This is a genomic window from Serratia sp. SSNIH1, from assembly GCF_002935055.1.
Taxonomy (GTDB): domain Bacteria; phylum Pseudomonadota; class Gammaproteobacteria; order Enterobacterales; family Enterobacteriaceae; genus Serratia; species Serratia nevei.
This window is the reverse complement of the sequence record NZ_CP026383.1, coordinates 1,980,085-1,998,769: the sequence shown is the minus strand read 5'-3', so window position 1 is coordinate 1,998,769 and position 18,685 is coordinate 1,980,085. Positions and strand designations below refer to the sequence as shown.

General features: G+C 63.6%; 19 protein-coding genes. 5 read left to right on the top strand and 14 right to left on the bottom strand.

Annotated features, from left to right (window positions below; all coding sequences use genetic code 11):
• Nucleotides 1–29 precede the first annotated feature (29 nt).
• Genes C3F38_RS09665 through prpB form a run of 3 tightly spaced genes read right to left on the bottom strand, consistent with a single transcriptional unit; the run spans nucleotide 30 to nucleotide 3,619 of the window.
• Nucleotides 30–1,481 (bottom strand): bifunctional 2-methylcitrate dehydratase/aconitate hydratase, encoded by a 1,452-nt coding sequence (locus tag C3F38_RS09665; RefSeq protein ID WP_038880620.1) that lies wholly within the window; start codon nucleotides 1,479–1,481, stop codon nucleotides 30–32.
• A gap of 50 nt (nucleotides 1,482–1,531) precedes the next feature.
• Nucleotides 1,532–2,695 (bottom strand): 2-methylcitrate synthase, encoded by a 1,164-nt coding sequence (gene prpC / locus C3F38_RS09660; RefSeq protein ID WP_038880540.1) that lies wholly within the window; start codon nucleotides 2,693–2,695, stop codon nucleotides 1,532–1,534.
• A 33-nt stretch (nucleotides 2,696–2,728) separates the two neighbouring features.
• Nucleotides 2,729–3,619 carry a methylisocitrate lyase gene (gene prpB / locus C3F38_RS09655; RefSeq protein ID WP_049200934.1) on the bottom strand — a complete coding sequence of 297 codons (891 nt, stop codon included), beginning with the start codon at nucleotides 3,617–3,619 and terminating at the stop codon, nucleotides 2,729–2,731.
• A 370-nt stretch (nucleotides 3,620–3,989) separates the two neighbouring features.
• On the opposite strand from prpB, the gene prpR reads away from it, so the two are divergent.
• Nucleotides 3,990–5,591, top strand: coding sequence for a propionate catabolism operon regulatory protein PrpR (gene prpR / locus C3F38_RS09645; RefSeq protein ID WP_048233067.1), 1,602 nt, complete (start codon nucleotides 3,990–3,992; stop codon nucleotides 5,589–5,591).
• Nucleotides 5,592–5,594: 3 nt separating this feature from the next.
• Here prpR and C3F38_RS09640 read toward each other — a convergent pair whose 3' ends face one another.
• Nucleotides 5,595–6,503 (bottom strand): DMT family transporter, encoded by a 909-nt coding sequence (locus C3F38_RS09640; RefSeq protein WP_055316047.1) that lies wholly within the window; start codon nucleotides 6,501–6,503, stop codon nucleotides 5,595–5,597.
• A gap of 136 nt (nucleotides 6,504–6,639) precedes the next feature.
• On the opposite strand from C3F38_RS09640, the gene C3F38_RS09635 reads away from it, so the two are divergent.
• Entirely contained in the window at nucleotides 6,640–7,074 is a 435-nt protein-coding gene (locus tag C3F38_RS09635; protein WP_038880548.1) for an Lrp/AsnC family transcriptional regulator, read from the top strand.
• On the opposite strand, the gene dinG is transcribed toward C3F38_RS09635, so the two are convergent.
• From dinG to C3F38_RS09615, 4 genes are all read right to left on the bottom strand, one after another.
• A complete protein-coding gene (gene dinG, locus C3F38_RS09630; protein WP_055313095.1) occupies nucleotides 7,075–9,273 on the bottom strand; it encodes an ATP-dependent DNA helicase DinG in 2,199 nt (732 codons plus the stop codon). It lies immediately after the preceding gene.
• Nucleotides 9,274–9,339: 66 nt separating this feature from the next.
• The gene (locus C3F38_RS09625) at nucleotides 9,340–9,732 is read right to left on the bottom strand and encodes a tautomerase family protein (RefSeq protein WP_047728244.1); all 393 of its coding nucleotides are present in this window, start codon (nucleotides 9,730–9,732) and stop codon (nucleotides 9,340–9,342) included.
• Nucleotides 9,722–10,054 carry a carboxymuconolactone decarboxylase family protein gene (locus C3F38_RS09620; protein WP_038880557.1) on the bottom strand — a complete coding sequence of 111 codons (333 nt, stop codon included), beginning with the start codon at nucleotides 10,052–10,054 and terminating at the stop codon, nucleotides 9,722–9,724. The genes C3F38_RS09625 and C3F38_RS09620 overlap by 11 nt, the downstream gene beginning before the upstream one ends.
• A 124-nt stretch (nucleotides 10,055–10,178) precedes the next feature.
• The gene (locus tag C3F38_RS09615) at nucleotides 10,179–10,835 is read right to left on the bottom strand and encodes a glutathione S-transferase family protein (protein ID WP_038880560.1); all 657 of its coding nucleotides are present in this window, start codon (nucleotides 10,833–10,835) and stop codon (nucleotides 10,179–10,181) included.
• Between the two features lie 241 nt (nucleotides 10,836–11,076).
• On the opposite strand from C3F38_RS09615, the gene ompC reads away from it, so the two are divergent.
• The 3 genes from ompC (at nucleotide 11,077) to C3F38_RS09600 (ending at nucleotide 14,054) form a co-directional block, all read left to right on the top strand.
• Complete coding sequence (gene ompC, locus C3F38_RS09610; RefSeq protein WP_038880563.1) at nucleotides 11,077–12,174, top strand: porin OmpC; 1,098 nt, start codon at nucleotides 11,077–11,079, stop codon at nucleotides 12,172–12,174.
• 179 nt (nucleotides 12,175–12,353) lie between these two features.
• Nucleotides 12,354–13,208 (top strand): GNAT family N-acetyltransferase, encoded by an 855-nt coding sequence (locus tag C3F38_RS09605; protein WP_055313096.1) that lies wholly within the window; start codon nucleotides 12,354–12,356, stop codon nucleotides 13,206–13,208.
• A gap of 15 nt (nucleotides 13,209–13,223) precedes the next feature.
• Nucleotides 13,224–14,054 carry a 5'-nucleotidase, lipoprotein e(P4) family gene (locus C3F38_RS09600; protein WP_055316046.1) on the top strand — a complete coding sequence of 277 codons (831 nt, stop codon included), beginning with the start codon at nucleotides 13,224–13,226 and terminating at the stop codon, nucleotides 14,052–14,054.
• A gap of 3 nt (nucleotides 14,055–14,057) precedes the next feature.
• Here C3F38_RS09600 and C3F38_RS09595 read toward each other — a convergent pair whose 3' ends face one another.
• The 6 genes from C3F38_RS09595 to C3F38_RS09570 all read right to left on the bottom strand — a co-directional run bounded on the left by C3F38_RS09595 (nucleotide 14,058) and on the right by C3F38_RS09570 (nucleotide 18,641).
• The gene (locus C3F38_RS09595) at nucleotides 14,058–14,576 is read right to left on the bottom strand and encodes a GNAT family N-acetyltransferase (protein ID WP_055316045.1); all 519 of its coding nucleotides are present in this window, start codon (nucleotides 14,574–14,576) and stop codon (nucleotides 14,058–14,060) included.
• A 2-nt stretch (nucleotides 14,577–14,578) separates the two neighbouring features.
• Nucleotides 14,579–15,148 (bottom strand): helix-turn-helix domain-containing protein, encoded by a 570-nt coding sequence (locus C3F38_RS09590; RefSeq protein ID WP_047728249.1) that lies wholly within the window; start codon nucleotides 15,146–15,148, stop codon nucleotides 14,579–14,581.
• 69 nt (nucleotides 15,149–15,217) lie between these two features.
• Nucleotides 15,218–15,529 carry an AzlD domain-containing protein gene (locus C3F38_RS09585; RefSeq protein WP_038880577.1) on the bottom strand — a complete coding sequence of 104 codons (312 nt, stop codon included), beginning with the start codon at nucleotides 15,527–15,529 and terminating at the stop codon, nucleotides 15,218–15,220.
• Nucleotides 15,526–16,236, bottom strand: a complete 711-nt coding sequence (locus C3F38_RS09580) for an AzlC family ABC transporter permease (protein WP_038880578.1) — start codon at nucleotides 16,234–16,236, stop codon at nucleotides 15,526–15,528. Before C3F38_RS09580 ends, C3F38_RS09585 begins: the two co-directional genes overlap by 4 nt.
• Nucleotides 16,237–16,307: 71 nt before the next feature.
• Nucleotides 16,308–17,156, bottom strand: a complete 849-nt coding sequence (locus C3F38_RS09575) for an AraC family transcriptional regulator (protein WP_055316044.1) — start codon at nucleotides 17,154–17,156, stop codon at nucleotides 16,308–16,310.
• Nucleotides 17,157–17,186: 30 nt separating this feature from the next.
• Complete coding sequence (locus C3F38_RS09570; protein ID WP_047728255.1) at nucleotides 17,187–18,641, bottom strand: MFS transporter; 1,455 nt, start codon at nucleotides 18,639–18,641, stop codon at nucleotides 17,187–17,189.
• Nucleotides 18,642–18,685 lie beyond the last annotated feature (44 nt).

The window sequence follows — 18,685 nt, the reverse complement described above, 5'->3', positions numbered from 1 at the left end:
GCCGACGTGGCTTGTCAGCGTCGCTCGCGTCAGATCACCCACAGATCGAGATACTCGTTGACCGGCATCTGCGCCAGCCGCTGCCGGTCCAGCGACACCTCGAGAATGCGCTGCTGCTGCAGGGCCGGGAACTGGCGCGCCAGGTTGGTTTTGAACTTCTCGATCAGCAGAGGGATGCCCTCTTCGCGCCGCCGGGCATGTCCGATAGGGTACTCCACCGCCACCTCATCCAGGCGGCTGCCGTCGGCGAACTCCACCGTCAGCGCATTGGCGATCGAGCGTTTTTCCGGATCGTGATAATCGCGGGTGAAGGCGGGATCTTCATGGCAGCGGATCTTGCCGCGCAACGCGTCGATGCGCGGATCCTCGGCCACCCGATCCTCATAATCCGCCGCCGTCAGCCGGCCGAACAGCAGCGGGATCGCCACCATATACTGAATGCAGTGATCGCGATCCGCCGGGTTATCCAATGGCCCCTGCTTGTCGATAATACGCAGGCAGGCCTCGTGCGTGCGGATGCTCACCCTGGCGATGTCGGCGGCGGTTTTACCGGCGGCCTGCATCTGGCGGTGCAACGTCATGGCCGCCTCCACGGCGGTCTGGGCATGGAACTCCGCCGGGAACGAAATTTTAAACAGCACGTTCTCCATCACGTACGCGCCGTACGGCCGCTGGAAGCGGAAAGGCTTGCCGTTGAAAGAGACGTCGTAGAACCCCCAGGTCGGCGCCGTCAGCGCCGAGGGGTAGCCCATCTCGCCGGTGGCGGCCATCAGCGCCAGCCGCACCGCGCGGGCGGTCGCATCCCCCGCCGCCCAGGATTTGCGGGTGCCGGCGTTCGGCGCGTGGCGATAGGTACGCAGCGACTGCCCGTCCACCCACGCCAGCGACACCGCGTTCAGGATCTCCGCCCGGCTCAGGCCGAGCAGCTGCGCCACCACCGCGGTGGACGCCACCTTCACCAGCAGCACGTGATCCAACCCCACCCGGTTGAAGGCGTTTTCCAGCGCCAGACAGCCCTGGATCTCATGCGCCTTGATCATGGCGATCAACACCTGCCGCATGGTCAGCGGCGCCTTGCCCACCGCCACCGCCTGGCGCGAGAGCCAGTCGGCCACCGCCAGGATCCCGCCCAGGTTGTCCGACGGGTGGCCCCACTCCGCCGCCAGCCAGGTGTCGTTGAAGTCGAGCCAGCGGATCATGGCGCCGATATTGAACGCCGCCTGCACCGGATCCAGCTGGAAGCGGGTGCCCGGCACCCGGCTGCCGTTCAGCACCTCGGCACCCGGCACCACCGGCCCCATCAGTTTCTTGCAGGCCGGATAGCTCAGCGCCTCCAGCCCGCAGCCGAGGGTATCGAGCAGGCAATAGTGGGCGGTGCGGTACGCCGCCGGGGTATCGACGGCCTCTTTCATCACATAATCGACGATATCGACCATTTCGCGATCGAACGGCGGACGGCGGGTATTGGCAGACTCAAGCATCATGATTCCCAAAGGCTCCATAGTGAAAACGACACGATAACGATCGGCGCTCAGCGCTGATCCAGCGGTACGAACGCCCGCGCTTCCGGCCCGGTATAGTTGGCGGACGGGCGAATGATTTTGTTGTCCTGCCGTTGCTCGATGATGTGCGCCGACCAGCCGCTCACCCGCGCCATGACAAACAGCGGCGTGAACATTTCGGTGGGCACCCCCAGCTGGTGATAAGACACCGCCGAGAACCAGTCGAGGTTGGGGAACATCTTTTTGGTGTCGCGCATCACGCTTTCCAGCCGATCGGCGATGTCATACAGCTTCATCGCCCCCGCTTCCTGCGACAGGCGCAGCGCGATCTCTTTGATCACCTGATGGCGCGGATCGGAGACGGTGTACACTGGGTGCCCGAAGCCAATCACCACCTCTTTGTTGTCGATGCGGCGGCGAATGTCGGCTTCCGCTTCTTCCGGCGTTTCATAGCGTTGCTGGATCTCCAGCGACACCTCGTTGGCGCCGCCGTGCTTCGGCCCGCGCAGCGCGCCAATGGCGCCGACGATCGCCGAATAGACGTCGGAGCCGGTGCCGGCGATCACTCGGCCGGCGAAGGTCGAGGCGTTGAACTCATGCTCGGCGTACAGGATCAAGGAAGCGTGCATCGCCTGTTCCCAGCTGGCGGAAGGCGCTTCGCCGTGCAGCAGGTGCAGGAAGTGGCCGCCGATGGAATCGTCGTCGGTCTCCGGCTGAATGCGCTCGCCGTTGTGGCTGTAGTGATACCAATACAGCAGCATCGATCCCAGCGAGGCCAGCAGCCGGTCGGCGATGTCGCGCGCGCCGGCCGCGCCATGCTGCTCTTTTTCCGGCAGCGTGCAGCCAAGGGCCGAGACGCCGGTGCGCATTACGTCCATCGGGTGAGACGCCGCAGGCAACGCCTCAAGCACCGTGCGCACGCTGGCGGGCAGGCCGCGCAGCGCTTTGAGACGGTGTTTGTAGGCCTGCAGCTCGTCGCGGTTGGGCAATTTGCCGTGGATCAGCAGGTGGGCAACCTCTTCAAACTCGCAGTGGCGCGCGAGATCGAGAATGTCGTAACCGCGGTAGTGCAGATCGTTGCCGCTGCGCCCTACGGAGCACAGCGCGGTATTCCCGGCGGGCACGCCGGATAACGCCACGGATTTTTTCGGCTTATCGCCAGTCGGGCTTTGCGCGGGGATCGCTTGGCTCATACTGTCCTCATTTGGCTTCTGCGTGAATGGCGCTTATTCGTCGCGCTGGCGAGCGAACAGAGCGTCGAGTTTTTCTTCGAACAAATAGTAGTTGATGCTTTCGTACAGCTCGTTGCGGGTCTGCATGGTGTCGATGACGCTTTTCTGCGTGCCCTCTTCGCGCAGGGCACGGTATACCCGCTCCGCCGCGCGGTTCATCGCCCGGAAGGCCGACAGCGGATACAGCGCCATATCCACCTGGGCGCTGCGCAGCTCGTCGGTGGTAAACAGCGGCGTCGCGCCGAATTCGGTGATGTTGGCGAGGATCGGCACCTGCGTCGCTTCGGCGAAGCGGCGGTACATGCCCAGCTCGGTAATCGCTTCCGGGAACAGCATGTCGGCCCCGGCCGCCACGTAAGCCTGAGCGCGCTCGATGGCCGCCTCCAGCCCCTCCACCGCCAGCGCGTCGGTGCGCGCCATGATCACGAAGTCCGGATCGCTGCGCGCATCCACCGCCGCCTTGATGCGATCCACCATCTCTTCGGTGGAGACGATGGCCTTATTGGGGCGATGGCCGCAGCGCTTGGCGCCGACCTGATCTTCGATATGCAGCGCCGCCGCCCCGGCCTTGCTCACCGATCGCACCGTGCGGGCGACGTTGAACGCCGAAGCGCCGAAACCGCTGTCCACATCCACCAGCAGCGGCAGCGGGCAAACGTCGGTGATGCGGCGAATGTCGGTCAGCACATCGTCCAGGGTCGAAATGCCCAGATCCGGCAGCCCCAGCGAACCGGCCGCCACGCCGCCGCCGGAAAGGTAGATGGCCTGGAATCCGGCCCGCTGGGCCAACAGCGCATGGTTGGCGTTGATCGCGCCGGCGATTTGCAGGGGTTTTTCTTTACTCAGGGCCTGACGAAAGGCGAGCCCGGGTGAGCGCAGCGTCATGACGTTTTCTCCGATTAGCCAGATGAAACAGACAGAGCAAGGGGCGGGCCAGGTTGTACTTCGGTGAGGGAAAAAATTAAACGCGATAAAAATAAGTGAGTTACAACCTATTCAGCGCCATTTTCCTGGCAAAGGGGTAAAAAACGTTTCAGTTAACGTTTCAATCGCTGTTTCACGCAGTAAATTTGAAACATAACTGAAACCGGGCTACACCTATACCCTAAATAGTTGAAGTTGCATCAAGGCGGCAAGCCTGTAAGTCCCCAGGAACATAGACAACTATGTGACTGGGGCGCACAGGCGCAGCCAACAAAGAGGCAGCTTCAAGTATGACGGGTATAATGCAGCCTCTTCCATTCGGTAACCCACCATGAGCGATCACGTCACGCCGCCCCGCACGCCGGACAAACCGGTGATCTGGACCGTCTCCATCACCCGCCTGTTCGATCTGTTCCGGGACATCAGCCTCGAATTCGACCATCTGGCAACCATCATCCCGATCCGCCTCGGCTTTGAGGAGGCGGTGCAGCACATCCGCGCCCGCCTGGCGACCGAGCCTTGCGACGCCATCATCGCCGCCGGCTCCAACGGCGCCTACCTGAAAAGCCGCCTGTCGGTGCCGGTCATCCTGGTCAAGCCCGGCGGTTTCGATCTGCTGCAGGCGCTGAGCAAGGCGCGCAGAACCGCCGATCGGATCGGCGTCATCACCTATAAAACCCCTCTGCCCGCGCTGATGGAGTTCCAGCAAACCTTCGATCTGCCGCTGGAGCAGCGCAGCTACGTCACCGAAGAGGATGCGCGCGGCCAGATCGCCGAGCTGAAAGCCACCGGCATTCAGGCCGTGGTCGGCGCCGGCCTCATCAGCGATCTGGCGGAAGAGGCCGGGCTCACCGCCATTTTTCTCTATTCCGCCGCCACCCTGCGCGCCGCCTTCAGCGATGCGCTGGACGTGACGCGCCTGATGCTGGGCGGCGGCAAACGCGGCGGCGATTACGCCGCGCGCAATACCCTGCAGCCGCGCTATGGGCTGGGCGATTTGCAGGGCGAGTCCCCGCAGATGGAGCAAACGCGGCGCACCATCATGCTGTACGCCCGCTCGCCGGCGGCGGTATTAATTGAAGGAGAAACCGGCACCGGCAAGGAGCTGGCGGCGCAGGCGCTCCACCGGGAATACTTTTCCCGGCGCGGCGCACCGGCCAGAGGCGCGACGCCGCCGTTCGTCGCCATCAACTGCGGCGCCATCGCCGAATCGTTGCTGGAGGCGGAGCTGTTCGGCTATGAGGAAGGCGCCTTTACCGGCTCACGGCGCGGCGGCCGACGCGGGCTGCTGGAAACCGCCAACGGTGGCACCCTGTTTCTGGATGAGATCGGCGAAATGCCGCTGCACCTGCAAACCCGGCTGCTGCGCGCGCTGGAAGAGAAGGCCGTTACCCGGGTCGGCGGGCAGCAGCCGGTGGCGGTCGACTTTCGCGTCATCAGCGCCACCCACAACCACCTGGAGCAGGCGATTCAACGGGGCGACTTTCGCGCCGATCTGTTCTACCGCCTGAGCGCCCTGCGGCTGCAGCTGCCGCCGCTGCGGGCGCGCGGCGACGATATCGCGATGCTGGCGGAACACTTTCTGAAACGGTCACTGGCGGCGCTCGACGTGCCGCTGACGGAGCCGCTGCGCGCCGCCCTGGCCGGCTGTTACGCCGCGCTGAATCATTACGCCTGGCCCGGCAACCTGCGCGAACTGCGCAACATGATGGAGCGGGTGGCACTGATGCTGAGCACCGGCGCCGCACCGAGCGGCGAGACGCTGCGGTGGCTGCTGCCGGAGCTGGCGGCGGGCACGCCGCCCGGGACGCCGCCAGCGCCCGTCTCCGCCCACGAAGCGCTGGCGCGATGTGGGGGCGACCACGCCGCCGCCGCCCGGTTGCTCGGGATCAGCCGCACCACCTTATGGCGCCGGTTGAAACACCCGGCCTGAGCATCAGCCGGCGCGCCGGCCGTCCGAGGCCGGCAGCAGCCGCGCTCGCCGCTCGCCCAGCAGGTTCATGCCCGCCGCCGCCAGCAGAATGATCGCCGCGCCCAGCAGCTGCCACGCCGACAGGCGGTGGCCAAACGCCAGGCGATCCACCAGCATGGCGGCGACCGGGTAGATGAACGACAGCGAGCCGATCAGGTGGGTCGGCAGCTTCTGCAGGGCGCCGTACATCAACACATACATCAGGCCGGTGTGCAGCACGCCGAGCGTCGCCAGCATTCCCCACTGCCCAACGCTGGCCGAAACGTGGAAATCCACCAGCGGCAACAGCATCACCGCCCCCACCGCCACCTGGATCAGCGCAATAAGATGCGGCGGCGTGCCCTTCAGCCGCTTGGCCGCCAGCGCCATCAGGGCGTAGAAAAACGCCGCCCCGAGCGCCAGCGCGATGCCCGCCAAATAATGACTCTGTTCCCCCGCCTGCCGCGGCTGCGCCAGCACCACCAGCATCATGCCGCCGAACGCCAACCCCAGCCACAACAGCTTGCGGGCGGTCAGCCGTTCCCCCAGAAACAGCGCCCCCAGCCCCACCAGCATAAACGGCTGGGTGTTGTACACCGCCGTGGCGATGGAGATAGAGGCATAGGAATAGGCGGCAAACAGCAGCAGCCAGTTGATCACCAGCGCGACGCCGCCGGCGATCGCCAGCAGCAACGTGACGCGCGTCAGCGCATCGCGCCGCAGCTGCCCCAGCGCGCCGCACACCGCCAGCAGCACCAGCGCCCCCACCGCGCAGCGCCAAAACACCACATTGACCACCGGCTGGCCGGACATCAGCACAAACCAGCCGATGGAGCCGGAAATCAGCATCGCCGCCGTCATCTCCAGCGAGCCGCGTTTTATCTCTGCATTCATTCTGCGTTCCTCCAAACTTGCCCAGAGGCATAGCTTGCGGCTTCGCGGGGCGGCTTTCCATAGCATAAAAAAGGCAGATATGCTTAACTGCCTTTTTCTCGTAGCTAGAATAAAGAAAATACCTAACGGAGGCGTTATGGATGATATCGATCGCCAGATCCTGACTCTTTTGGCGCAGGACGCGCGTGCGTCGTTGAAGACGCTGAGCGCGCAGGTGGGGCTGTCATCGCCGAGCACGTCGGAAAGGCTGCGGCGGCTGGAGGAAAGCGGCGTGATCCAGGGCTATACCCTGAACGTCAATCTGCAGGCGGTGGGCTACGCCTTCGAGTCACTGGTGCGCATCAAGCCGCTGCCGGGCATGCTGAAGAAGGTCGAGCAGCTGATTCAGGCGATCCCGGAAGTGGTCGAGTGCGATAAGGTGACCGGCGAAGACTGCTTTATCGTGCGGCTGGTGGCGCACTCGATGGAGCAGCTCGACCACACCCTCGATCGGCTGGCCGAGCATGCGCAGAGCAACACCTCGATCGTGAAAACCACGCCGGTCAAACGCCGCCTGCCGCCGCTGCTCTGATTAACGCCGCCGCTTGCGGGAAAACGGGTTGCCGCGCTTCTTCTCTTTTTTGGCCGCGTCGGCGGCGGATTTCAGCGCCGCCAGATGCGCCTTGTCGGCCTCCGGCACCGCACGCTGTTCGATCGGAAACACCGGCAGCGACGCCAACAGCCGCGAACCGTAGTTTTTGGTCAGCAGCCGGCGATCGTAGATCACGATCTCGCCGTAGCATTGGTTGCTGCGGATCAGACGGCCGACCTGCTGGATCAGGTTGAACGAGGCGCTCGGCAGGCTCTGCACTTCGAACGGATAGCGCTTCAGCGATTTCAACCACTCGCCTTCGGTAATGATCACCGGGCTGTCGATCGGCGGGAACGCAATTTTGTGAATGTGTACCTGGGTCAGCAGCTCGCCTTTCAGATCCAACCCTTCGGCGAACGATTGCAGCCCCACCAGCACGCTGGCGACGCCCTTCTCCACCCGCTTGCGGTGTTCTTCCACCAGCCGGTAGCGCGGCTGGTCGCCCTGCACCAGCAGCATCAGCCGCAGATCGGTCACGTAGCTGAGGAAGGTCTGCATCGCCCGGTGGCTGCTGAACAGGATCAGCATGCCTTTGTGTTTACCGCTCGCCTGCTCGGCGCGGAAACATCGCGCCATCTCCTCAAGGTGCTCCGCCTCGTTGGCGATCGCCGGTTCATAGCGCATTTGCGGAATGACAATCTTGCCCTGTTCGACGTGATTAAACGGCGAAGAGAGCGTTTCGAAGCGATCGCCGGCCTTCTCGCTCAGCCCGCTCATTTCCTGCAAACGCGCGAAGCTGTTCAGCGAACGCAGCGTGGCCGAGGTGACCACCACGTGCGGCACCTTGCGCCACAGCAGCTTCTCCAGCTGGTCGCTGACGCGGATGCCGACGCAGTGCAGGTAAAGATGGGTGACGTTATCGCGCAGCTCGCGCGTGACCCATTTGGAGATCGGCGCGTTGGAGGATTTGTCGAGCGCCGCCAGTCGCCACAGCTTGCTCATCGCCTCCAGATAACCCAGCGTGCGGCTCATCTGAATGATCGACCGGTGCAGGCGCACGATGTCATGCTTGCCGGTCTGCTCGGTGAGATCGTTAAGCACGAACTCCGCCAGCCCGCGCAGCGCATCGGTCAGTTTGAACAGCCGCGCGCAGCTCTCCACCATCTCCGCCGGCAGCTCGCCCATCTCGAAACGGTGCTCGGCCGCCACGCTGTCGCCGGGCAGATAGGCACTGACCTGATGCTCGAAGATCTGCACCAGCTCGCGCAGCTCCTCGCAATGGTTCTTCAGCCGCTCGCTGTTGGCCAGCCCCGGCGGATTCTTCGGCCGGTATTGGGTCATGCACTGCTCGACCTGGCGCACGATCATGTCCAGCTGCAGGTTGGTCGACAGTGCGGTGATTTCCCCGTCGATCTCCAGCGCATCGCGCGCCACCTCCGGCAAATGGTGGCCTTCGTCCAGCACCAGCAGCAGCTCTTTCGGGTTCGGCAGCACCGATTCCGTCTCCAGCGCCGCCATCACCAGGGCGTGGTTGGCCACCACCACGTCGGCGCTCTCGATCTCTTTGCGGGCGATGTAGAACGGACATTCGCGAATATAGTGGCAGTTGCGCCCCAGGCAGTTGGCCTTGTCGGTGCTCAGCTTGGCCCACAGCGGATCGTCGATGCTCTGCTGATAGTGATCGCGCAGCCCATCCCACTCAAAACGGGCCAGCGCCTTGGTCAACTTCTGGCACAGCGCCTGCTCTTCGCCGCTGGACGGCGCCAGCTCGTCGTCGAGGAACAGCGTCAGGTCGCCCTGTTGGCTGACGTCGGTGCTCATCGCCGCCAGGTTGCGCGGGCACACGTAGCGCCCGCGGCCAAAGGCGCCGGTAAATTTCAGATCGGGGATAATCTTCTTCAGCAGCGGCAAATCCTTGCTGTAGATCTGATCCTGCAGCGCCACGTTGGCGGTGCTGACCACCAGCGGTTTGCTCTCCGCCCGCCCGACGGCGATGCCCGGGATCAGGTAAGACAGCGTTTTGCCGACGCCGGTCGGCGCCTCGATCGCCAGATGGCGCGGGTAGTCACCGGCCAGGGTCTTCGCCACCTCGGCGATCATCTGGCGCTGGGGCGCGCGGGAAATAAAATCCGGTATTTGCTGCTGCAGGGCTTTGTACCACTGGCCAATCTGATCTTTAACTGCGGAGGAGAGCGCCATTCAACTCTTATCTAAACGAAATGATGGCGCTATTGTCCCACAGACCGCCGGCGGCGTCAGCCCGAGTTACGTCTGCGGATCGATCATCGAGGCACGCCCGGCGCTGAATGACCACTCGTCCAACTGGGTGGTGGTGATCACCACCATCACATCCTCGGGGCGCAGCCGCAGGTTCTCCGCCAGCAGCGCCGCCAGCCGCCCGTAGAAGCGCCGCTTGGTATCGGTGTCGCGCGGCCGCCCGGCGGTGATGTAAAACAGCACGAAATCCGCGCTGCGCGGCCCGCCGAGATAGTCGCGATCGTAGATAAGCTCACCGGGGCGGTATTGATCGATCACCTGAAATTTATCCGTCGGCGGCACCTCAAAGGCCTCCACCAGCGCTTGATGCAGGCTGTCGGACAGGGTTTGCAGATAGTCGGCGGACTTGCCCTGATGCAGGGCGATACGGCTAAACGGCATGATTGGCCTCCTGTTCCAGATCGCGCAGGCGCGCCACGGCCGACGCCGCCGCGGGCCAGCCGGCGTAGAACGCCAGATGGGTGATGAGCTCGGCCAGCTGCTGACGCGTCACGCCGTTGCGCTGCGCCAGCTGCAGGTGAAACGGCAGCTGTTCCACGCGGTTGAGCGCCACCAGCGCGGCGACGGTGATCAGGCTGCGCTCGCGCGGGTTCAGCGCCGGCCGCTGCCAAATATCGTCAAACAACACTCGGTCGCTGAGCTGCGCCAGCTTGGGGGCAATATCGCCGAACGCCTGTTGCCCGGCCTGGGATTCTGATGGCATCACACTCTCCTGTCAGTTGCGGATAGCCTTACGCTACCCGCCGCCGCAGCGAGTGAAAATCGGGATTTTCGGCAGTCTCGGTTCAGAAAAACGGGAGGGTTCCCCGCCGGGCGGCGGGGAGGATTCAGGATTCCAGCGGGGCAACGCCGTCGAACTGAGCGCTCAGCAGCGCATTCAGCTCCGGCCGCTGTTCCACCCGTTCAGCGATGGCGTACAGCCGCGGACAGTGTTGCCGGAACCACGCGCGGCCCGGCCGCCAGTGGCACATTACCGCCACGTACAGATCCAACGCGCTGAAGCTCTTGCCGAGAAACCACGGGCCCGCTGCGCCGGCGGCGGCGTTCAGCTGCTGCAATAAACGCTCACGATAAGCCATTACCGCGTTTTTCAGCTGTTCCGCCCCCGCCGCCTGCGGCTGCCAGCGCTGCGGATGGTCGGCATAGGTGAAGGTGGGGTAAATCTCCGCGTTGATGAACAGCAGCCAGCGCAGAAAACGCGGCAACAGCGGCGAACCGCCGGGTGGCGCCAGTTCGGCGTGCGGTGCGCGATCGTGCAGCAGCAGGATGATCGCCGCGCTCTCCGTCATCACTTCGTCATTGGGCAATACCAAGGTGGGCACCTGACCCAGCGGGTTCAGCGCCAGCAGGCGATCGCGCTCCGGGCCGTCCTGCGTGTAGTCCACTTCCTCATAGCCCCAGGGGAAAGCCGTCAACGCCAACGCGGCGGCCACGATCGTCGAGCCGCAGCCCTGCGTACCGAACAATGTATAAGTATCGTGCATGATTCCTCCCGCAGCGGAACAAGGTATCGGTAACTGTAGACCAGCCGCCGACCGTCGGCTGAAGAAAAAATTCACCCTTTGCGCGACTTTTTTAATCGTTCGACATGAAAATGAATTTTTTGTCATAAATAGATCACATTACTACGGTAAAAATTCTCCGCCGCAAACAATCGGGCGGCACAGTAAAACAGCAATGCAACTGATGATAAGCGTCTTTCAATCGAATAAAGCAGGGTAACCCATGAAACGTAATCTTCTGGCCGTTATTATTCCGGCACTTTTACTTGCGCAAGCGGCACAGGCAGCAGAAATCTACAATAAAGACGGCAACAAACTCGATTTTTACGGCCGTGTGAAAGCCCTGCATTATTTCTCCGATGATGCCGGCAACGATGGCGATAAAACCTACGTCCGTATCGGCTTTAAAGGCGCGACCCAGATTAATGACATGCTGACCGGTTACGGCCAGTGGGAATATCAGATCGCCGCCAACCATTCTGAATCCGATGGCACCAAAGACACTAAAACACGTCTGGGCTTCGCCGGTCTGAAATATAAAGACTTCGGCTCTTTCGATTACGGTCGCAACTACGGCATTATTTACGACGTCGGCGCCTGGACGGATATGCTGCCTGAATTCGGCGACGATGCTTACGTCAAGACCGACAACTTCATGAACGGCCGCACCAACGGCGTTGCCACCTACCGTAATAACAACTTCTTCGGTCTGGTTGACGGCCTGAAATTCGCCGTGCAGTACCAGGGCAAGAACGAAAACGACGGCCGCTCCGCCAGCAAGGCGAACGGCGACGGTTGGGGCCTTTCCTCCAGCTATGAAATTATCGACGGCCTGAGCGTGGGCGCCGCCTATGCCTCTTCCAACCGTACCGCCAGCCAGAAAGCGGGCACCTTCGGCAAAGGCGACAAGGCCGATATCTGGGCCGCCGGTATGAAATACGACAACAACGATGTCTACCTGGCTGCCACCTACTCGGAAAGCCGCAACATCGCGCCTATTTCCGGCACCGCCACCATCAATAACCGTTCCACCTCCGTCAGCGGCTTCGCCAATAAAGCGGAAGGCCTGGAACTGGTTGCGCAATATCAGTTCGATTTCGGTCTGCGCCCATCGCTGGGCTACGTTCAGCAGAAAGGCAAAGATATTGAAGGCATCGGCGATGCCGACCTGGTGAAATATATCGATGTCGGCGCGTACTACTATTTCAACAAGAACATGTCGACCTATGTCGATTATAAAATCAACCAGCTCGACAGCAATAACAAGCTGGGTCTGAAAGACGACAATGTGATTGCCGTCGCCCTGACCTACCAGTTCTGATGTGATGAATGAATAACCACCACTGCAAACTTTAGCGTCACTTGATACCCAGAGTTTTATTTCGCCGGGCGGCTGCGTCCGGCTTTTTTGTTTTTATTTTCCCACCAACGAATGTCCCCGCTTGCCTTGCAAAACAAACGGGTCTACATGTATAGCTTTCCCCCCGAGCGGAATCAGCCATGCATAACGACGGACGCTTCGACTACCACAACGCCCTACGCTACAGCAGCGACGAACTGGCGAAAATCCTCAGCCACTGTTTTGAAAACTACATCGTGCGCTTCGTGCTCGACGGGCCGACCTTCGCCGCCCGCTTCGGCGCTGAGGATCTCAGCCTGAACGACAGCCTGATCGTCACCCACCGCCATGAACCGGTGGCGGTGGCGCTGATCGCCCGCCGCGGCCGGCACAGCCGGGTTGCGGCCTTTTCCGTGCGCCCGGAGATGCGCGGCCAGGGGCTGGGCAAGGCGCTGATGCAGCGGCTGGTGGCGGATGCCCGCCAGCGCGGCGACCGACGGCTGTCGCTGGAAGTAATCGAAGGCAACGAAGCCGCGCTGGCGCTGTATCATCGCGCCGGGCTGCGCATCGTGCGCACCCTGACCGGCCATCAGGCGCCGGCGGAAGCGCCGCCAGGCACGACGGCGGGGCTGCAGGCGGTCGATCCGCTGACCGTCAGCCATCGCCTGACGGCGGAAGGCGCCACCGACCTGCCCTGGCTGATCGCCCCCGAATCGCTGTTCAAGCTGCCGGGCAAACCGCAGGCCTATACGCTCAATCGTCAAGCCTACGCCGTGGTGATGCCCGGCGCCGAGCACTGCTGGCTGCGCCTGATCTACGTGCCGCCGCAGCACCGCGGCCAGGGGCATGCGCGCGCCTTGCTGGCCGCCCTGCAAACGCGGTTCGCCCCTTTGCCGCTGACCGCCAACGTCTTTGTGCCCGAGGTGGCGGCCCCCTTCTTTACGCATCTTGGCTGGCGGCAGGATCCCCTGCGCCAGTTCGAGATGGATATGCTGCTGGACAGCCCACAAGAATAAAACCGAGAGATAACGATGGCAGGAAAACAGGCAAGGAAATTCACCCTCGGCGCGGCGGTTGGCGCCGCGCTGCTGATGTTGGCCGGTTGCGCGCAGCCGCCGCACACCGAGGCCCAGGCCCAGCAACGGCTGGCGGATCAGTCGGTGCTGGCGGTGAATTGGTTCCAACAGTCCGGCGAATACCGGGCGTTGGCGCATCAGGCGTTCAACAGCGCGCAACGCGCCTTCGATCAGGCCAAGGCCGCGCCGGGCCGTAAAAAGGCGGTGGTGGTCGATCTGGATGAAACCATGCTGGACAACAGCGCCTACTCCGGCTGGCAGGCGCAGCAGGGCCAGCCGTACGACGGCGCCACCTGGGCCCAATGGACGCAGGCCGAACAGGCCGGCGCGGTGCCGGGCGCGGTGTCGTTTGCCCGTTACGTTAACACCCATCAGGGGACGATGTTCTATGTGTCGAACCGCAAGCAGAGCGAATACGCCGCCACGGTGGCCAACATGCAGAAGCTCGGTTTCATCGGCATGTCGGAAAAGACCGTGCTGCTCAGCACCGACACCTCCAATAAGCAGGCGCGCTTCGACGCCATCAAACGGGCCGGCTATGACATCGTGGTGTACGCGGGCGACAACCTGAACGACTTCGGCGCCGCGACTTACCACCAGGACAATGCGCAGCGCCGGGCGTTCGTCAGCGAGAACCAGGGCAAGTTCGGCACCGAATTCATCGTGCTGCCCAACCCGATGTACGGCGATTGGGAAAGCGGACTGGCCCGCGACTACAACAAGCTGACGCCGCAGCAGAAGCTGCAGGTGCGCCAACAGGCGATCAAAGCCTGGCGCGGGCGCTAAGCCTCACAGCAGTTTGTACATATAGCAGGTGGCTTCCAACGCTCCGCCGTCGCTGGCGCGGGCGTATTGCGGGATGTCACCTGCCGCTTCGAACCCCAATTGGCGGTACAACCCCTGCGCCGCGCTGCCGCTCAGGGTATCCAGCACCAACAGGCTGCGGCGATAACGCGCCGCCAGCGCCTGCACTTCCTGCATCAACAGCCGCGCAATGCCCTGCCGCCGCGCCTGCGGGTGCACCATCAGCTTGACCACTTCCGCCCGGTGGCGGCCGTTGTCCGGCATCGCCAACAGCAGCTGCACGGTGCCGACCGGCCGACCGTTCGCGAGCGCCACCAGCATCGCGCGCTCTCCCCGCGCCAGGGCCGGCAGCAGCCCCTGCCAAAATGCCCGCGCCTGTTCCAGCGTAAAAGGCATGACAAAACCGATGCTGGCGCCGTGCGCCACGCTGGCGTGCAGCATCTCGGCCAGGTCGGCCATGGCGTTTTGCGCCGCGTCGGCGTCCCACTGTTGCAATTCAATCATGGCTATGGCCTGCAGATAACGAGCGTGTAATGGGCCGGCTCATCGCCGGGGACATGGAAACGGGAAGCGCCGAACAGGCGGTAGCGCAGACAATCGCCGGGCGACAGCCGGAAAACGCGCCCTTCCAGCGTCAGCTCCAGCTGCCCGGACAGCAGCCAGAGGTGATGCTCCAGCGCCGGAATCGACGGCAGGTCGTAATCGATCTGCGCGCCGGCATCGAGCCGGGCTTCGATAAATTCGGCCTTATACAGCGCGGCAGGCGGGGAAACGGAGCGACGGTGAAAACCGCTGGCGCGATCGACCCATACCGGCTGTTGCGGCGGCCGCAGCAGCTCCGGCGGTTCGTCTTCGATTTCGCTCAGCAGGCGCGACATGGTCAACCCGTAGGCGGCGCACAGCCGGTTCAGCAGCGACGCCGTCGGGCTGGTTTCGGCGCGCTCTACCCGCGAGAGCGTCGCCCGGCTAAGGCCGGTGCGCTGCGCCAGCGCCTCCAGCGACCACCCCTGCCGCTGGCGCAAATCCGCCAACCGCTGCGCCAACCTCTGGTCGGCCGTCTCCAAACCGTTATCCATCGCTCACACTCCGCCACAAAATCCCATATAAGAGAAATAATCTCAAATTAGAGATATAGCAAGCGAATTTTAAAAAATGCCGCGCAGCGCGATAAATATCAGCAGGCTCAGCAACACCACCGCCAGCATGTTGCGCAGAAAGAACGCCAATATCACCGCAAACACCGCCCCCCACAGGTAAGGGTTATCCGGCGCGGCGCGCAGCTGGTCGCCGCTGAAGGCGACAATCGGCCCGCAAATTGCCGTCAGCACCGCCGGCACGGAAAAGCTCAGCAGGGTTTTGACGCGCGGCGATAACCGCAGCGGCAATCCCGGCGCCAAAAAGCAGTAGCGGTTGAAGAATACCACCAGCCCCATCAAGACTATCGTCAGCCAGATCATCGGCGCCCCCCGCTGCACAGCAGCCCGGCCAGCATCGCCGCCACGGTGGCGATCACCAGTGCGCCCGGCGTCTGGAAATGGTGCAGCACGATGGAAAGCAGCAGCGCGGTCAGCACACAGGCCAACACCGGCAGGCTGCGCACCAGCGGCACCACGATGGCGATAAAGGTGGCGGCGATGGAAAAATCCAGCCCATAACCGTCCAGATCCCCGGCGCTGCCGGCGGCTACGATGCCGAGCAGCGTGGAGAGAAACCAGCACAGGTAAAAGGTCAGCCCGGCGCCCAGCGCATACCAGCGGTCGAAACGCGCCGGCGCCTGTTCGCCGATCAGCGCGAACAGTTCATCGGTAAGCAAGAATCCCAGGGTCAGCCGCCAGCGTAACGGCAGCGGCGCAATGCGCTCCCGCAGCCGCAGCGCATAGAGAAAATGCTGGGCGGTGACGAAAAAGATCGACAGCAGGATCGCCAGCAGCCCGGCGCCGCCCTTGATCATGCCCATCGCCACCAGCTGCGCCGCCCCGGCGAACACGATGGCCGACATGCCCAACCCCTGCGCCGGCGTCAGGCCGTTTTGCAGGGCCATCGAGCCCGCCAGTATGCCCCACGGCACCACCGCCAGGCACAGCGGCAAGATCGCCACTCCCCCCTGCAGCGCGGGGCGCAGGCGGGCAGACGGCGGCGTGATGAGGGGGATTGAATCAGTCATGGGCTTCTCCTTCGGTTGAAGAAGCCAGCTTACGGCGCAGGCGCACACGGGTATTGCACCCGATTGCCCGACTATTTCAGCGATTTGACGTAGTCGCCCGGCGTGATGCCCACCGACTTGCGAAAATGGCGATGGAAATGGCTTTGATCGTGAAAACCGCAGCTCAGCGCGCTGTCCAGCACGCTGCTGCCGGCCTTCAGCATGCCGCGCGCTTTACGCAGCCGCGCCTGAATTTGATAGGCGTGCGGCGGCAGACCGGTGGCCTGCTGAAACTGCCGCAGCAGGTAATAAGGGCTGAGCGCCACTCGCTCCGCCAGCTCCAGCAGCGAAATGTCCGCCTCGGGGAAATCGTCGAGAAAGGCTTTAACCCGCGCCACCTGGCTTTGCGCCCGACTCTGCGGCGTGGGATCGATGCGGCTTTTGCCGTGCCGCAGCATCAGCCAGGTCAGCGCCGAGAACACCATGGTCTCTTTCATCAGCCGGTTCTCATCGCTGCGCAGCAGGCTGAACGCCATCCGCAGCTGGCCGGCCAGGCCGACGTCGTGCACCACCGGGTTGGGGAAATAAGGCGTCGCGCCGGCGCCGGTTTTCAGATCGCGCGACAAAAACGCCAGCAGCTCCGGCGTCGGGTACATCGCCTGATACGACCAGCCCTCTTCGGTGGCGGAGCTGCCGGTGTGGATGTCGTCGGCATTCACCAGAATGATGCTGCCCAGCGGCGCCACGTGTTCGCCGCCGGTGCGGTAGAAGCGCTGGGCGCCGTCGTCGATGACGCCCACGCAGAAGCCTTCATGGCTGTGGCGCGAGAAGGTTTGGCGGCGGTAGGTGGCCTGCAGCACTTCCAGCCCGCCGAGATCGTCGACGTGCATGAAATGGGCCTGTTCCCGGGATGCTTGGCGCGCTGCGCCTTCCACCTTCATCTTGCCTACCTCCGCTGAATGAGCGCCATTCTAGCACTCGCGCGAGGGCGGGGTTTGTACAAAATTGCCCGTCTCGGCGCCCGGCGGCGCGATCGCCGCGCAGCGCCAGGCGCTGAATACCGCCAGCAGCGGCGCCAGCGCGAACGCCAGGAACAGCCAACGCGCCGCCGACGCCGCGCCCACCGCCCCGCCCGGATCGTTCAGCCCCGCCAGATTGGCCGTCATCCCGGCCAGCGCTGCCCCGAACGCGGTGGCGAACAGCTGCACCGTGGTAATGGAAGCGCCGGCGATGTCTTTGTCCGCCTCAGGCGCCACCTGCAAAATGCGCGTCAGCAGGTGCGGCCAGCCGAAGCCGATGCCGAACCCCACCAGCAACAGCGCAATGACGATCGGCGCCAGCGCCTGCCAGTGGCCGCCGGACGGCACCGGCATCAGGATCGCCAGCGCCAGCAGCCCCACCAGCACAAACAGCGGCCCACTGACGATCGCCCGGCGAATACCCGCCCCGCGCCAGCCGGAGCTGAGGATCTCGGACAGCGTCCAGCCGGCGGCCATGGCGGCGGCGATATAGCCGGAGATCAGCGGCGACTGGCCGTGCAGCAGCTGCAGGAAATAAGGCACGAAGATCTCGCTGGTCATGCCGATCACCAGCAACGCGGTCGTGATGTAGAGCGCCGCCAACGATGAACCGCGCCGCAGTGCGCCGCGCGGTAACAGGCGGGCTCTCGAGTGCGCTTCACGCTTCAGCAGCCAGGCCATCAGCAGCAGCGAGAGTGCGATGCCCGCCAGGTTGATCCAGGCGCTGTGCGCCAGGCTGCCGGCGGACACCACCAGCACCGCCACGGTCAACAGCAGAAGCTGGGCGGCCGGCAACGGCGCGGCCGCCTGCTGCGCTTTGCCCTTGGGCAGGATCAGGAAGGTAAACGCGGCATACAGCGCCATGATCGGCAGCAGAATGCCGAAGGCCCAACGCCAGGCGTGCAGTTCAGCGAAAATGCCGCCCACCGCAGGCCCCACCAGGGTGGCGATGCCCCACATCGCCGAGATGAGCGCCATGGCGCGCGGCCACAATCGCTGCTCGAATACCAGGTTGATCATCGCGTAGGAGAGCGCAAAGATCAGCCCGCCGCCGAAGCCCTGCACCGTGCGGCCAGCCAGCATCACCGGCATGCTCGGCGCCAGCGCGCACAGCGCCGCCCCGGCGATGAAGAACAGCGAAGCCACCAGATAGGCGCTGCGCGCGCCGTAGCCGCCGAGCAGCCGGGCCGACAGCGCGGAACCGAGGATCGACGCCACCACGAACAGCGTGGTGTTCCAGGCGTAGAGATCCAGCCCGCCGATATCCTGCACCACCGAGGGCAGAATGGTGGTGGCGACCAAAATATTGATGGCATGCAGCGCTACGCCGAGCGAAAGCGCGATCGCACTGGCCGCATTTTTGCCGGAGAAAAGGTCGCTCCAGCGGCTATCGTCATGGGTTATCACGGTTGTCGTCCTGTTTTCAGAGGAATGGCATTGAGTTGGTCATG